We start from the raw sequence: 16,211 nt of genomic DNA, 5'->3' as shown, positions 1-16,211 counted from the left end.
GTTTTGTTAAAATGGGCTTGCTTGTTTATTTATGTTAAAATTTAAGAGTTAAATATTAAAAGGTGTGGCTACAATTCCACTTAACATATAAAATACGTGATAAATGTAAACATAGAAGACTGAATAAAGGATTGTGAAAAAATAACATGGCTAATGAAACTCCAATGATGCAACAATATTTGAAAATTAAAGCGCAATATCAAGATTGTCTATTATTTTTTAGACTAGGTGATTTTTATGAAATGTTTTTTGAAGATGCAAAAGAAGCATCTCGTGTATTGGAAATTACATTAACTAAACGTGACGCCAAAAAAGAAAATCCGATACCTATGTGTGGTGTGCCTTATCATTCTGCCGATAGTTATATTGAAACATTAATTAATAATGGCTATAAAGTGGCGATTTGTGAACAAATGGAAGATGCTAAATTGACCAAAGGTATGGTAAAAAGAGAAGTTGTCAGAGTAGTGACTCCAGGTACAGTAATGGAGCACGGTGGTGTGGATGACACTCAAAATAATTATATACTAAGTTTTATTGAAGATGAAACGAATTTTGCACTTAGTTATTGTGATGTTTCAACAGGTGAACTAAAAGTTACACATTTTACAGATGAAGCGACATTAATCAATGAAATTACGACAGTTAATCCTAATGAAATAGTAGTTCATAAGCCAATAAGTGATAGTTTAAAAAGACAAATTAGCTTAACTACGGAAACAATTACAGTCGTAGATACAATTACTGATATGATGTATAACGTAAATCAATTGCAACATCACACTATGTATTATGCAACGCAGTTGTTACTAGACTACATCCATCATACACAAAAAAGAGACTTATCTCATATTGAGACAGTAGTAACTTATGAAGCTATTAACTTTATGAAAATGGATTTTTACGCGAAGCGAAATTTAGAATTAACTGAAAGTATTAGATTAAAATCTAAAAAAGGTACGTTACTCTGGCTTATGGATGAAACGAAAACACCTATGGGTGCGAGACGATTAAAGCAATGGATAGATAGACCGTTAATAAATCATCAACAAATAGAACAACGTTTAAACACTGTTGAACAGTTCTTAAGTCATTTTATCGAACGAGATACACTGCGTGGCTATTTAAACCAAGTGTACGATATCGAACGTTTAGTTGGACGTGTAAGCTATGGCAATGTCAATGCGAGAGATTTGATTCAATTGAAGCATTCGATTATGGAAATTCCGAATATAAAAACGTTATTGAACTCTTTTGATAATCAAATGAGTGAACAATTTCTCAAATTAGAACCATTAGATGATTTGTTACAGTTGTTAGAACAAAGTCTAGTAGATGAACCACCTATTTCAGTTAAAGATGGTGGGTTATTTAAACAAGGATTCAACTCACAATTAGATGAATATTTAGAAGCCTCTCAAAATGGTAAAACATGGTTAGCAGAGCTTCAAGCTAAAGAACGACAACGCACAGGAATTAAGTCACTGAAAATTAGTTATAATAAAGTGTTTGGCTATTACATTGAGATTACACGTGCTAATTTACAGGGATTTGATCCTGAACAGTATGGATACAATAGAAAACAAACGCTTTCCAATGCAGAACGCTTTATCACTGATGAATTAAAAGAAAAAGAAGATATTATTTTAGGTGCGGAAGATAAAGCTGTTGACTTGGAATATGAATTATTTACGCAGATTCGTGAACATGTAAAATCTTACACTGCGCAACTGCAACAACAAGCTAAAATTATTTCAGAACTAGATTGTTTACAAAGCTTTGCAGAAATTGCACAAAAATACAATTATGTCCGTCCTACTTTTAGTGAAGATAAAACTTTGCAACTTAATGATTCTAGACATCCTGTCGTGGAACGTGTAATGGATTATAATGATTATGTACCTAATGATTGTACATTAGATCGAGATACATTTATTTATTTAATTACAGGCCCTAACATGTCAGGTAAATCTACGTATATGCGTCAAGTAGCAATAATTAGTATCATGGCTCAAATGGGAGCTTATGTGCCGTGTAGTAGTGCTGTGTTACCGATATTTGATCAAATTTTTACACGTATTGGTGCCGCAGATGATTTAGTATCCGGTAAGAGTACATTTATGGTGGAGATGTTAGAAGCACAAAAAGCGTTAGCAAATGCAACAGCAGATAGCTTAATTATTTTTGATGAAATAGGTCGAGGTACTTCCACATATGATGGTCTTGCATTAGCGCAATCTATGATAGAGTATGTGGCGCATACTTCTCATGCTAAAACATTATTTTCAACGCATTATCATGAATTAACTACATTAGATCAAACATTAAAATGTTTAAAAAATGTGCATGTAGCTGCAAATGAATATAATGGTGAATTAATCTTCTTGCACAAAGTAAAAGATGGTGCAGTTGATGATAGTTACGGCATACAAGTAGCACAATTAGCCCATTTACCTGAAGCGGTTATAGAACGTGCTCAAGTTATATTAAATGCTTTTGAACAACATGATACAGTAACAGGACCAACTATCGCTTACGATAATGCAGCAGCAACGACAACTGATGAAAATAATGTTACTGATGATAGTCATAACTCAGATCGAGATGATCAGTTTGAACAAGCTACTTTTGATTTATTTGATGTACCACAAACAGAAAGTGAAGTAGAAATAGCCATTAAACAGTTGAATTTATCTAATATGACACCTATTGATGCATTGGTTAAGTTGAATGAATTACAAAATCAATTGAAATAGAGGTGGAAACATGGGAAAAATAAAAGAGTTACAAACCTCTTTAGCAAATAAAATTGCTGCGGGTGAGGTAGTAGAACGACCAGGTTCAGTAGTGAAAGAATTGTTAGAAAATGCGATAGATGCGCAAGCAACAGAAATAAATATTGCAGTTGAACAATCTGGCGTATCTTCTATCAGAGTGGTTGATAACGGAACGGGAATTAGTGAAGATGATTTAGCTTTAGTCTTTCATAGACACGCTACGAGTAAACTAGATGACGATGATGATTTATTTCATATTAGAACATTAGGTTTTCGTGGGGAAGCATTAGCCAGTATTTCATCCGTTGCAAAAGTGACTTTGAAAAGTTGTACAGATAATCTTGAAGGTCATGAAGTTTATGTTGAAAATGGTGCGATTTTACAACAAAAACCTGCAAAAGCAAAACAAGGTACAGATATATTGGTGGAAAGCTTATTTTATAATACGCCAGCTAGACTAAAGTACATTAAAAGTCTATATACAGAATTAGGTAAAATAACAGATATCGTTAATAGAATGGCTATGAGTCATCCTAATATTCGATTTACTTTGACTGCTGATGGCAAAGAAATTATTAAGACAAATGGCTCTGGTCGTACGAACGAAGTAATGGCTGAAATCTACGGTATGAAAGTAGCAAAAGATTTGGTACATATACAAGGAGATACTAGTGACTATCATTTAGAAGGGTTTGTCGCTAAACCAGAACATTCTCGTAGTAATAAGCATTATATTTCAATATTTATTAACGGACGTTATATACGCAATTTTGTGTTAAATAAAGCAATTTTAGAAGGCTATCATACATTATTAACTATTGGTCGTTATCCTATTTGTTATTTAAATATTGAAATGGACCCAATATTAGTAGATGTTAATGTTCATCCGACAAAATTAGAAGTTAGATTATCAAAAGAAGAACAACTGTATAAATTAATTGTCGAAAAAATAAGAGAAGCATTTCACGATAAAATCCTTATCCCACATAATGATTTGGATAAAGTAAATAAAAAAAATAAAGTGCTTGACCAATTTGAACAGCAAAAAATTGACTTTGAACAACGTCAACAGTACAACGATCATCAAGCATCTACTGAGGCAACGTCAAACTATCCGTCATCTAATGAACCATCGAGCCAAGTAAAAGATCAATCAGAATCGGGTTACACTAATCAGTCTTCCTCAACATCGATTCCAGATACAGCGCAACAAGAGGAGACTGACGCAGATTATAAGGCAAAACAACGCGAGGTACTATCTAATTTAACAGATGAGGATGATGTACCAACTGTTAACGTTGACAATGAAGTTACAGCATCTGATATTAAAGACCAACGTTCACAAACACCATCACGTCGAGTACCCTATATGGAAATTGTAGGTCAAGTGCACGGTACGTATATTATCGCTCAAAATGAAGATGGTATGTATATGATCGATCAACATGCTGCTCAAGAAAGAATTAAGTATGAATACTTTAGAGAAAAAATAGGTCATGTATCAAATGAAGTTCAAAATTTATTAATTCCTTTAACTTTTCATTTTTCTAAGGATGAATTAATGATTATAGAGCAATATAAAGAAGAATTAGCTAAAGTTGGTGTTCAACTTGAACCATTCGGTGGACATGATTATATTGTTGATAGTTATCCAGTGTGGTTTCCAAAATTAGAAGCAGAAGAAATCATTAAAGATATGATAGAATATGTGTTGGAACATAAAAAAGTAAATATTAATAAAATTAGAGAAGAAGCAGCCATTATGATGAGTTGCAAAAAATCTATTAAAGCCAATCATTTTTTAAAACATAATGAGATGGCAGATTTAGTCGACCAATTACGTGATGCAGAAGATCCTTTTACGTGTCCACATGGACGTCCCATTATCATTAACTTTTCGAATTATGAATTAGAACGATTATTTAAACGTATTATGTAGGAGGAGAGACAAATGAAGCCACATATACTACCTGCAATCCGCACAATGAAAGATTTAGAAAAACTTATTGAGACAGATTACAATGAATGTGTGTTGTTAGACACACATGTAGGACACGTAAAAAGTATTATGGATTTGTTAAATAAACATCAAATGAAAACATTTATTCATATTGATTTAATAAAAGGTATGAGTCATGATGAATTCGCATGTGAATATATTATTCAAAACTACCAACCTGCTGGAATTATCTCCACAAAAACAAAAGTAATAAAAAAAGCCAAGGCATTAAATACAACAACAGTGCTAAGAGTATTTATTATTGATAGCCATGCTTTAACGCGTAGCATAGAATTAATTAAACGTGTCGAACCAGATTTTGTTGAAGTATTGCCAGGAATAGCTAGCAAAGCAATTCGAGCTATAGATGAAGAAACTGACACAAAAGTAATTGCTGGGGGATTAATTAAAGAAGTATCTGAAGTAGAACAAGCAGTAAGTAATGGTGCGAAATATATTACAACAAGTGATCGCGATTTATGGTGATAGAAAAATTGACTACCGTTTAAATTTTAAAACAGTAGTTTCAGACTGTCGATAAAGTTTCCAACTTTGTTGGCAGTTTTTTTATGCACGCTTTCCGCGGGCCCTGCCTTAGCCTGTAGTCTTCGGCTAGCGCTATTCCCGCAGGAGTCGGCATAAATCACTGCCGATACTATTTATTTAATTCATAGTCCATTTGGTATCACAAAAATAATAGCTAAAGTGGATTACCATGCAGGCATCAGTTATATTTTTTGGATAAAACATCACATTTAGGAACTGTTCAGTAACAAACGATACACGGTGTTGTCACAATACAGATTTCTGTCACACTCCGCAGCCTGTCGACAAAGTCACAGACTTTGTGGGCAGTTTTTTTATGCACGCTTTCCGCGGGCCCTGCCTCAGCTTGTAGTCTTCGGCGAGTGCTATTCCCGCAGGAGTCGGCATAAATTACTGCCAATCTATAAAAATGACTTTAGCAGAATTAATACTTAAGATCTGTTTACTGACAATAAAACAAGATGTTATAGATAAAGTTTCCATAGATATCACGCTTATGTGTGCTGACATAAATCTTCAAAACGTAATGTGGTTAGTAAAAGGTTGTGTAATGATCTGAAAGGCTATTATTTGAAAAACTTTTTAAATAAAAATAAAAAAATCTTCAGTGACTATAGCTTGTATAATCACCAAATCTGGACATCTTAAGATACGTATTTTTTTAGAATGATTTAATTGTGACAAATTTTTTAACGATAATATTGACAACGCTTACAAACAAAGTGTAAAATGAGGGCAAGTTAATATTAGAACAGAGATGGGAGATTTCTACGATTTATTAAACCGGTGGTTCGAAGCGTTCAACTGGCTATAATTTGTAGGAGTCTCTTTATCTTTATTAGGAGGAATCTCTATGAGTGTATATTTTGCAGAGTTTTTGGGGACTTTGATTCTTGTTCTTTTTGGTGGCGGCGTCTGTGCTAACGTCAACTTAAAAAGAACTGGTGGTTCTGGAGCAGATTGGATTGTTATTGCTGCTGGATGGGGATTAGCAGTTACATTTGGTGTTTACGCGGTTGGTAATATTTCTGGAGCACATATCAATCCTGCGGTTACAATAGCTATGGCTATGGATGGTGCAGTGACTTGGGGAGTAGTACCTGGTTATATCATCTGTCAAATTCTAGGTGGTATTGTCGGTGGTGCAATTGTATGGTTAATGTATTTACCACATTGGAAAGCAACTGAAGATCAAGGCGCAAAATTAGGTGTGTTTTCAACGGCACCAGCAATTAAAAACTATTTCGCTAACTTTTTAAGTGAAATTATTGGTACTACAGCATTGACGTTAGGTTTGTTATTTATTGGTATGAATAAAATAGCTGATGGCTTAAATCCACTTATCGTAGGTGGCTTAATCATTGCTATAGGGCTAAGTTTAGGTGGACCAACAGGTTATGCAATTAACCCTGCTCGTGATTTAGGTCCTAGAATTGCACATGCAATTTTACCTATTTTTGGTAAAGGTACTTCGAATTGGGGTTACGCAATTGTTCCCGTATTAGGACCGATTGCAGGAGGAATGTTAGGTGCAGTAATTTATAGATTGTTCTACAAAGGCGCATTTGATATCATGTCTATTGTTACAATTGTAGTGGTCATCATTACACTTGTTATTGGCGTATTATTAAATAGAGCCGATAAAACTGGAGAAGTTGAAGCAGTTAAATAACAAATAAACATAGTCATTGAACAATAGTTTATTTATAATTTTGCAGGGTACAGGATTATAATTGAAAACTAAGCATACTTGAGATGTTAATTGTTCTAAGTATAATCAACCGAGAGAAAGGGAGTTAATTAATATGGAAAAATATATTTTGTCAATAGACCAAGGAACAACAAGTTCACGTGCAATATTATTCAACAAAGATGGAGAGATTGATGGTGTTGCTCAAAGAGAATTTAAACAATTCTTTCCTAAATCAGGTTGGGTAGAGCATGATGCGAATGAAATTTGGACATCTGTATTAGCAGTTATTGCAGAAGTATTAAATGAAAAAAATGTTAGTGCTGAACAAATTGCAGGCATCGGAATTACTAACCAACGTGAAACTACAGTAGTATGGGATAAAAAATCTGGTCGTCCAGTTTACCATGCTATCGTTTGGCAATCTCGTCAAACTCAAGGAATTTGTCAAGAGTTGAAAGAACAAGGACTTGAAGAAAAATTCCGTGAAAAAACAGGACTATTGTTAGACCCATATTTTGCTGGAACAAAAGTAAAATGGATTTTAGATAACGTCGATGGGGCGAGAGAGCAAGCAGACAATGGAGATTTATTATTTGGTACTATTGATTCATGGCTAGTTTGGAAGTTATCTGGTGGACAAGCACATATTACAGATTACTCAAATGCAAGTAGAACTTTAGTATACAATATTCATGAATTACAATGGGATAAAGAATTGTTAGATATACTTAATATACCTGAAAGCATGTTGCCTGAAGTTAAAGAATCAAGTGAAGTTTATGGTAATACTATTGATTATCATTTCTTTGGTCAAGAAGTACCAATTGCAGGTATTGCAGGTGACCAACAAGCAGCGTTATTCGGTCAAGCATGCTTCAACCGTGGTGATGTTAAAAACACATATGGCACTGGTGGATTTATGTTAATGAACACTGGTGAAGAAGCAGTAAAATCTAAAAGTGGTTTGTTGACTACAATTGCATATGGACTTGATGGTAAAGTACATTATGCACTTGAAGGTTCGATTTTCGTTTCAGGATCTGCAATACAATGGTTAAGAGATGGTTTACGTATGATAAATTCAGCGCCACAATCTGAAAACTATGCTGAACGTGTAGAATCTACAGAAGGTGTTTATGTCGTACCTGCTTTTGTAGGACTAGGCACACCATACTGGGATGCTGAAGCAAGAGGAGCAATCTTTGGTTTAACACGTGGTACTGAAAAAGAACACTTTATTAGAGCTACATTGGAATCATTATGTTATCAAACACGTGATGTATTAGAAGCTATGGAAAAAGATTCTGATATTAAAGTAAATAACTTACGTGTTGACGGTGGCGCAGTTAAAAACAACTTCATTATGCAATTCCAATCAGATTTGTTACACGTTGAAGTAGAGAGACCAGAAATAAATGAAACAACAGCATTAGGTGCAGCATACTTAGCCGGTTTAGCGGTTGGTTTCTGGGAAAGTAAAGATGAAATCGCTAATCGTTGGAAATTAGAAAAATCATTTAATCCAGAAATGGAAGAAGCTGAAAGTACTAAATTGTACAAAGGTTGGAAAAAAGCTGTTGAAGCAACACAAGTTTTTAAGTTAGATGAAGAGTAAAAAATATTGGACTTAAAATAATTAACTATGCTACAATTAGGGTAAGTTAATAATACAAGTGAGAAGTAGAGACTCTGTTCGTACAAAATTATATGTATAGGATAGGTCTCTACTTTTTTAATTTTATAGGAGGCGCTCGGATTATGACTTTATCAACACTTAAAAGAGAGCAAATTAAAAAGGATTTAAAAGATAACTCATTTGACGTTGTTATCATCGGTGGTGGAATAACTGGTGCTGGTATAGCGTTAGATGCTAGTGAAAGAGGTATGAAAGTCGCATTAGTTGAAATGCAAGACTTTGCTCAAGGTACAAGTTCTCGTTCCACTAAATTAGTACATGGTGGATTACGTTATTTAAAACAACTACAAGTAGGTGTAGTAGCGGAAACAGGTCGTGAACGTGCCATTGTATATGAAAATGGTCCACATGTAACTACGCCTGAAAGAATGTTATTGCCAATGCATAAAGGTGGAAGTATGGGTAAATTCACTACTTCTATTGGACTAACTATGTATGATAGATTAGCTGGTGTTAAACGTTCAGAACGCAAAAAAATGTTGAACAAAAAAGAAACATTGGCCAAAGAACCATTAGTTAAACAAGCTGGATTAAAAGGTGGCGGTTCTTATGTTGAGTATCGTACGGATGATGCACGTTTAACAATCGAAGTAATGAAACGTGCTGAAGAAAAAGGTGCGACAATTATTAACCACAGTAAATCAATGCATTTCACATATGATAATAATGAAAAAGTGAATGGTATTAATGTAGAAGACCAAATCTCTGGTGAAACTTATACAATTGGTGCTAAAAAAGTTATCAATGCAAGTGGTCCATGGGTAGATGAAGTACGTAGTGGTGACTATGCACGTAATAATAAACAATTACGTTTAACAAAAGGTGTCCACATTGTTATCGATCAATCTAAATTCCCATTAGGTCAAGCAGTATACTTTGATACTGAAAAAGATGGTCGTATGATTTTTGCAATTCCACGTGAAGGCAAAGCGTATGTTGGTACAACAGATACGTTTTATGACAACGACAAAACATCACCTTTAGCAACACAAGAAGATAGAGATTATTTAATAGATGCAATTAATTATATGTTCCCTGATGTTCAAGTTGAAGATAGCGATATTGAATCATCATGGGCAGGTGTTAGACCACTTATTTTAGAAGAAGGTAAAGATCCTTCAGAAATTTCTCGTAAAGACGAAGTATGGGAAGGTAAATCAGGCTTATTAACTATCGCAGGTGGTAAATTAACTGGATACCGTCATATGGCATTAGAAATTGTTGATTTATTAGCAAAACGTCTAAAAGAAGAATATAAATTAAAATTCAAACCATGTGAAACAAAACATTTACCAATTTCAGGCGGTGACGTTGGTGGTAGTCAAAACTTCGACAATTATATTGAAGAAAAAGTGAAAGACGCTAAAGCTTATCAAATTGATGAACCATTAGCACGTCATATTGTATCTAAATATGGTTCAAATGCAGAAGAACTATTCAAAATTGCACAAACAGCTCAATATCAAGATACAGGTTTACCTTTAGATATATATACTGAACTTATTTATTCAATTCAAAATGAAATGGTATATCGTCCAACAGATTTCTTTATTCGTCGTACAGGTAAATTATACTTCAAAATTGATGACGTCTTAAATTACAAAGAACAAGTTATCGATGTTATGTCTGAATTACTTGGTTATAGTGATGTACAAAAAGAACTTTATAAACAAGAATTAGAAACTGCAATAAATGAAGCACAAACAGGCAATAATCAACCAGCAGTTAAAGAATAATTAAACAATGCATAAATGTTAATTAGCTATAAGCTAATTGATTAATAACAAATAAATAGCCATATATGAGGCGAGTAGATGAAATCAACTATTGATTTCACTCTCGTCTTTTTTATATTGATAAATCATAATTGTGTCTCATAACAGACTATAAATAATGATTAAATGATTAGGGTATAGATATTTAATAGCAAGTTAAAGATGTTATACTTATATATGAATACAAGCTGAACACATATTATATCAACAAACTATAAGTCACAAATGGAGGGCTAAAACCATGGGTCAAAAAGAATTAAATATCACAGTTGCAGATGGCACAATGATACCAGTAAAACTTGATAAAGCTAAAAAAACTACTATTGGTGTCATACATATATTTCACGGTATGGCTGAACATATGGATAGATATGATGGGTTGGTAATGTCGTTAAACCAACAAGGTTACGATGTAATACGTCATAATCATAGGGGACACGGACCAACATGTAATCAACAAGATAGAGGTCATATAGATAGCTTTGAACAAGTAGCAGATGATGCGTTTGAAATAGCGCAAACATTATGTACAAACCATGAAGGATTACCTTATATTGTTATAGGCCATTCTATGGGTTCTATTATTGCACGTTTATTTGTCACGAAATATCCTGATGCTGCAAATGGTTTGATTCTAAGTGGTACAGGTTATTTTTCAAAAATTGCAGGTTACTCAATTGCAACATTGTTGAAGATAATCACGTTGATATTTGGTAAAAGCAAGAGATTGAAGTGGGTAAATAATCTAATGTATAAAACACTGAATAAAAAAATCAATAATCCTAAAACGACTAGTGATTGGATATCTTCAGATGAACAATATGTCAAAAATTTTATTGACGACGAATATACGGGCTTTCTCGTATCTAACCAATTGATCTATGAAACAGTCAGATACATTAATAAATTAAATAGACAAAAATATATACGTAAAATGCATAGAGCAATGCCGATTTTGATGATTTCCGGTAAAGATGACCCATTAGGTAACTATGGTAAAGGTATTCATCGTCTTGGTAAGATCTTCAAACAAGGTCATATAAACCATGTGACCATTCAAATATATAAAAATAAAAGACATGAAATATTATTTGAGCGTGAGCATGAAATAATTTGGCAACATATGTATGATTGGATTCAAAAACAGATTTTAACAGCAAAATGATATAGGAAAAGTGAGTGATTTGAAGTGCAACAAGATAAACCATTTATCATAGTTATAGTGGGACCAACGGGTGTAGGTAAAACAGAACTTAGTATAAAGTTAGCGAAAGAAATTAATGGGGAAGTTATTAGTGGTGATTCCATGCAAGTTTATAAAGGTATGGATATCGGCACTGCAAAAATATCAGTTCCAGAAATGGAAGGTATAACACATCATATGCTTGATATACTAATGCCTGATGAGACTTTTTCTGCATATGATTTTAAAACACGCGCACAACAATTGATATCTGAAATTACTGCTCGTGGAAACGTACCTATTATTGTAGGCGGTACAGGTCTTTATATACAATCGTTAATTTATGATTATGCTTTTCAAGATGAGACGATAACAGAAACAAAAGCAAATGAAGTTGAGCAGCGATTGACGGAGTTGGAAGCACTAAATAATCATGATTTACATGAGTATTTAAAAAGTTTTGATCCAGCATCAGCTGAAGCAATACATCCCAATAATAGAAAAAGAGTAGTGCGTGCAATTCAATATTATTTAAAAACCGAAAAACTTTTAAGTGAACGTAAGAAAGTTCAACAATTTACAGAAAATTATGATACATTATTATTAGGGATGGAAATGACGCGTGAAACATTATATGAAAGAATAAATAAAAGAGTTGATATAATGTTGCGTGATGGATTATTAGAAGAAGTTCAACAACTTGTAGACAAAGGTTATGAAGAATGTCAAAGTATGCAAGCAATTGGTTATAAAGAAATAATCCCAGTTGTTAAAGGTTCTGTATCACTTGAGGAAGGTACGGAGAAATTAAAACAGCATTCCCGCAATTATGCCAAGCGTCAAATGACATGGTTTAAGAACAAAATGAATGTGCATTGGTTAGATAAAGAGAAACAATCACTTTTTTCAATCTTTGATGAAATTTCCGTCTTAATACAGAAAAGGAGAAGGTAATATGCATGCAAAGGAAAACAACCAAGATCAATTACTAAATCAATTTAAAACTGAAAAGACAGATATTATTGTTTTTCTAGTTAATGGTTTTCAAATGAAAGGTCAAATTGAAAACTTTGATGAAAGTAGTGTGACTTTATTTTCCCAAAACAAGCAGCATCTCATTTATAAACATGCCATCAGCACGTTTACAATCGATGATGGGGAATAAAATAAAACATTAAAATTATAAAAGGTTGCAATATAACTAAGACACTTTTTACGACTAAAGTCGAGACGAAGGGGTTCAGTTATATTGCAACCTTATTTTTATAGTAATGTTTCGATATCTTGCTTAAATTGATTTGGGTTTTTCTGTGGAGAAAAACGATTGATTACATTTCCTTCACGATCAACTAAAAATTTAGTAAAGTTCCATTTGATTTTTTCGTTAAAAAAGCCATTTTGTGCTTCCGTTAAAAATTTATACAATGGATGTTGATTTTCCCCTTTGACATCAATTTTTTCATGAATAGGGAAAGTTACTCCGTAATTAATCTTGCAGTTTTGTGTAGCTTCTTCACCAGTTCCAGGTTCTTGCCCGCCGAATTGATTACAAGGGAAACCAAGTATTACGAAGCCTTGATCCTTATATTCTTCATATAGTGCTTGTAAATCTTCGAATTGTGGAGTGAAGCCACATTCACTTGCTGTATTAACAATTAACATAACTTGGCCTTTATATTTATCCAAAGTGTAACTGCTACCATCAGGCATTTGTACGTTTATATCATAAATGTTCATTATGCTTTCACCTCTTTATATTACTAACTTAACATACTTTACTACTGTAGTCTTTAGATATACACTATGGTAAAATAGCTTAGAAAACTTTAAAGAGAGGTGGCATGTTATGAGCCAAGCTAAAAGCTATACGACGAAGAAGCAATTAGAAACGGCGGTATTAGTTGGCGTACATGCTGATGATGAACTACATTTTGATTTCACTTCTACAATGGAAGAATTAGAGTCTTTATCAACGACTTGTAAATTAGATGTGAAAAGTCAATTTACTCAAAACCGTAATCACTTTGATAATAAATATTATGTTGGAAAAGGTAAATTGGAAGAAATAAAAAATTATGTTGAGCATTTTGAAATAGATGTAGTAGTCACAAATGATGAATTAACTACGGCTCAATCTAAATCTTTAAATGGTCAACTGAACGTTAAAGTAATTGATAGAACTCAATTGATTTTAGAAATCTTTGCGTTACGTGCTCGCAGTAAAGAAGGTAAATTACAAGTTGAATTTGCGCAACTTGATTATTTACTACCAAGACTACAAGGACATGGTCGTAGTTTATCTAGATTAGGTGGAGGCATTGGTACACGTGGTCCAGGTGAAACAAAATTAGAAATGGATCGCCGTCACATTCGTACACGTATGAATGAGATCAAACATCAACTATCCACTGTAGTAGAGCATCGAGAGCGTTATCGTCAGCAAAGGGGAAAAAACAATGTATTCCAAGTCGCTTTAATTGGTTATACAAATGCAGGAAAATCATCGTGGTTTAATGCGCTAGTAAATGAAGAGACTTATGAACAAGATTTATTATTTGCTACGTTAGATCCTAAAACGCGCCAGTTACAAATTAATAACGGATTTAATTTGATTATTTCTGATACTGTAGGCTTTATACAAAAACTGCCTACGACTTTAATTGCTGCCTTTAAATCAACGTTAGAAGAAGCGAAAGATGCTGATTTATTACTACATGTTGTAGACAGTAGTCATCCTGAATATAAAACGCAATATGATACCGTTAATCGTATCATTGGAGATTTAGACATGGGTCAAATTCCGCAAGCGATTCTTTTTAATAAGAAAGATTTGCATAGTGGTGAAATACCAACGTCTAGTCATCCTAATGTCTTTGTATCTAGCAAGCAACAAGACGATATTGAAAAGGTAAAATCATTGTTACAACAGCAAATTAAAAAAATATTGTCGTATTACGAAGAAACAGTAAATAGTGCAGATGCAGATCATTTATATTATTTGAAACAGCATACATTGGTTACTGAATTAACATTTGATGAAACTGAAGAAGTATATAAAGTTCAAGGTTATAGAAAAGAATAGAGAAAGAAGTTATGAAAAATGGAATATATTACGCAACTGATAGAAGAAGTCGAAAGTACATTAACGCCTTATTTTAAATCAATTGATGACACTGCTTATATTAATCAAGCAAAGGTGTTAGATGCTTTTCATGCAGTGAAAGTTTCTGAAAGTGATTTACAAGGAACTACTGGATATGGATATGATGATTTTGGTCGTGACCATTTAGAAGAGATTTATGCACAAGTGTTTCAAGCAGAGGAAGCACTCGTTCGACCGCAAATAATTTCCGGTACACATGCCATCACTCTTGCATTGCAGAGTACTTTAAAGCATGGTGATGAATTGATGTATATTACAGGTGCACCATACGATACATTGCTCGAAGTTATTGGAGTGAATGGTAATGGTATCGAAAGTTTAAAGGAACATGGAGTAACCTATAATGAAGTACCATTAACAGATGGTGCAATAGATATTGAGAAAGTACTGACAGCCGTAACACCTGCAACAAAAGTAATAGCTATACAACGCTCGCGAGGTTATGACCAACGACCATCGATAAATTTAGCGCAAATCGAACAGGCTATTTCTGAAATTAAAAAGCATTATCCTGAAATTATTGTATTTGTCGATAATTGTTATGGTGAATTTGTAGAAGAGAGAGAACCTATTGAATGTGGTGCTGATATCATTGCAGGCTCGTTAATTAAAAATCCCGGTGGAGGTCTAGCTAAAATTGGCGGATATATTGCGGGTCGCTCTGATTTAATTCAACGATGCGGTTATCGTTTAACAGCGCCTGGTATCGGTAAAGAAGCTGGAGCATCATTGAATAGTTTACATGAAATGTATCAAGGATTCTTTTTAGCACCTCACGTAGTCAGTCAAAGTTTAAAAGGTGCGTTATTTACAAGTTTATTATTGGCAAAAGTTAATATGCAGACTTCGCCAGCATTCGATGAACATCGTACTGATTTAATACAGACAGTATCCTTTAAAGATAAAGCGCAAATGATTCGTTTTTGCCAAAGCATCCAACATGCCTCACCTATTAATGCTCATTTCAGTCCAGAGCCGGCTTATATGCCTGGTTACGAAGATGATGTGATTATGGCTGCTGGTACGTTTGTACAGGGATCTTCTATTGAGCTATCAGCAGATGGTCCAATACGTCCACCATATGAAGCATATATACAAGGTGGCTTGACTTATGAACATGTTAAATTAGCAGTAACACGAGCAGTAGAACAATTACAACAAGACAACTTATTGTGATATTAAGTAATAATTTAGTTTGTTTAGTTTTTTTCTTCGTTAAGAAGGAAAAATTAAACAAACTTTTTTTATAAAATTAGCTATATTTTTGAATAATCTGAAAATTTTAGTGCGTTTATAGCTCTCAAGGCTTGGTATCATAGGATTTAAATTTTATGTCAGAAAACCTAACATATTTTTGAAATACGAGTTAGTCTATGCTA

General features: G+C 33.6%; 12 protein-coding genes. 11 read left to right on the top strand and 1 reads right to left on the bottom strand.

The annotated features are described in order from the left end of the window. Positions 1-146 precede the first annotated feature (146 nt). From mutS to hfq, 9 genes are all read left to right on the top strand, one after another. Positions 147-2,756 carry a DNA mismatch repair protein MutS gene (mutS, locus tag MUA37_RS07990; RefSeq protein WP_021458840.1) on the top strand — a complete coding sequence of 870 codons (2,610 nt, stop codon included), beginning with the start codon at positions 147-149 and terminating at the stop codon, positions 2,754-2,756. Between the two features lie 10 nt (positions 2,757-2,766). Next, positions 2,767-4,716: a DNA mismatch repair endonuclease MutL gene (gene mutL / locus MUA37_RS07985; RefSeq protein ID WP_262624479.1), complete on the top strand. Its 1,950-nt coding sequence runs from the start codon at positions 2,767-2,769 to the stop codon at positions 4,714-4,716. 12 nt (positions 4,717-4,728) lie between these two features. Next, positions 4,729-5,262, top strand: a complete 534-nt coding sequence (locus MUA37_RS07980; RefSeq protein WP_002511025.1) for a glycerol-3-phosphate responsive antiterminator — start codon at positions 4,729-4,731, stop codon at positions 5,260-5,262. A 913-nt stretch (positions 5,263-6,175) separates the two neighbouring features. Further along, positions 6,176-6,994: an MIP/aquaporin family protein gene (locus tag MUA37_RS07975; protein ID WP_204171796.1), complete on the top strand. Its 819-nt coding sequence runs from the start codon at positions 6,176-6,178 to the stop codon at positions 6,992-6,994. A 133-nt stretch (positions 6,995-7,127) separates the two neighbouring features. Continuing rightward, positions 7,128-8,630, top strand: coding sequence for a glycerol kinase GlpK (gene glpK / locus MUA37_RS07970; RefSeq protein ID WP_021458838.1), 1,503 nt, complete (start codon positions 7,128-7,130; stop codon positions 8,628-8,630). Positions 8,631-8,773: 143 nt separating this feature from the next. Beyond that, complete coding sequence (locus tag MUA37_RS07965) at positions 8,774-10,447, top strand: glycerol-3-phosphate dehydrogenase/oxidase (RefSeq protein ID WP_021458837.1); 1,674 nt, start codon at positions 8,774-8,776, stop codon at positions 10,445-10,447. Between the two features lie 280 nt (positions 10,448-10,727). After that, a complete protein-coding gene (locus MUA37_RS07960) occupies positions 10,728-11,651 on the top strand; it encodes an alpha/beta hydrolase (RefSeq protein ID WP_262624478.1) in 924 nt (307 codons plus the stop codon). A gap of 24 nt (positions 11,652-11,675) precedes the next feature. Continuing rightward, the gene (miaA, locus tag MUA37_RS07955) at positions 11,676-12,623 is read left to right on the top strand and encodes a tRNA (adenosine(37)-N6)-dimethylallyltransferase MiaA (RefSeq protein ID WP_002511029.1); all 948 of its coding nucleotides are present in this window, start codon (positions 11,676-11,678) and stop codon (positions 12,621-12,623) included. Position 12,624: 1 nt separating this feature from the next. Then, the gene (gene hfq, locus MUA37_RS07950) at positions 12,625-12,834 is read left to right on the top strand and encodes an RNA chaperone Hfq (protein WP_002511030.1); all 210 of its coding nucleotides are present in this window, start codon (positions 12,625-12,627) and stop codon (positions 12,832-12,834) included. A 98-nt stretch (positions 12,835-12,932) separates the two neighbouring features. On the opposite strand, the gene MUA37_RS07945 is transcribed toward hfq, so the two are convergent. Further along, complete coding sequence (locus tag MUA37_RS07945) at positions 12,933-13,409, bottom strand: glutathione peroxidase (protein WP_394371096.1); 477 nt, start codon at positions 13,407-13,409, stop codon at positions 12,933-12,935. Between the two features lie 106 nt (positions 13,410-13,515). On the opposite strand from MUA37_RS07945, the gene hflX reads away from it, so the two are divergent. Then, positions 13,516-14,751: a GTPase HflX gene (hflX, locus tag MUA37_RS07940; protein ID WP_002511032.1), complete on the top strand. Its 1,236-nt coding sequence runs from the start codon at positions 13,516-13,518 to the stop codon at positions 14,749-14,751. 18 nt (positions 14,752-14,769) lie between these two features. Further along, a complete protein-coding gene (locus MUA37_RS07935) occupies positions 14,770-16,008 on the top strand; it encodes a methionine gamma-lyase family protein (RefSeq protein WP_103387938.1) in 1,239 nt (412 codons plus the stop codon). Positions 16,009-16,211 lie beyond the last annotated feature (203 nt).

The organism is Staphylococcus arlettae (assembly GCF_025560845.1).
GTDB lineage: Bacteria > Bacillota > Bacilli > Staphylococcales > Staphylococcaceae > Staphylococcus > Staphylococcus arlettae.
This window is presented reverse-complemented; position numbering and strand designations above follow the sequence as displayed.

Excerpts from the sequence above, each read along its gene's own strand:
- mutS (WP_021458840.1), top strand. The coding sequence starts at position 147 with ATGGCTAATGAAACTCCAATGATGCAACAATATTTGAAAATTAAAGCG.
- mutL (WP_262624479.1), top strand. The coding sequence starts at position 2,767 with ATGGGAAAAATAAAAGAGTTACAAACCTCTTTAGCAAATAAAATTGCT.
- MUA37_RS07980 (WP_002511025.1), top strand. The coding sequence starts at position 4,729 with ATGAAGCCACATATACTACCTGCAATCCGCACAATGAAAGATTTAGAA.
- MUA37_RS07975 (WP_204171796.1), top strand. The coding sequence starts at position 6,176 with ATGAGTGTATATTTTGCAGAGTTTTTGGGGACTTTGATTCTTGTTCTT.
- glpK (WP_021458838.1), top strand. The coding sequence starts at position 7,128 with ATGGAAAAATATATTTTGTCAATAGACCAAGGAACAACAAGTTCACGT.
- MUA37_RS07965 (WP_021458837.1), top strand. The coding sequence starts at position 8,774 with ATGACTTTATCAACACTTAAAAGAGAGCAAATTAAAAAGGATTTAAAA.
- MUA37_RS07960 (WP_262624478.1), top strand. The coding sequence starts at position 10,728 with ATGGGTCAAAAAGAATTAAATATCACAGTTGCAGATGGCACAATGATA.
- hfq (WP_002511030.1), top strand. The coding sequence starts at position 12,625 with ATGCATGCAAAGGAAAACAACCAAGATCAATTACTAAATCAATTTAAA.
- hflX (WP_002511032.1), top strand. The coding sequence starts at position 13,516 with ATGAGCCAAGCTAAAAGCTATACGACGAAGAAGCAATTAGAAACGGCG.
- MUA37_RS07935 (WP_103387938.1), top strand. The coding sequence starts at position 14,770 with ATGGAATATATTACGCAACTGATAGAAGAAGTCGAAAGTACATTAACG.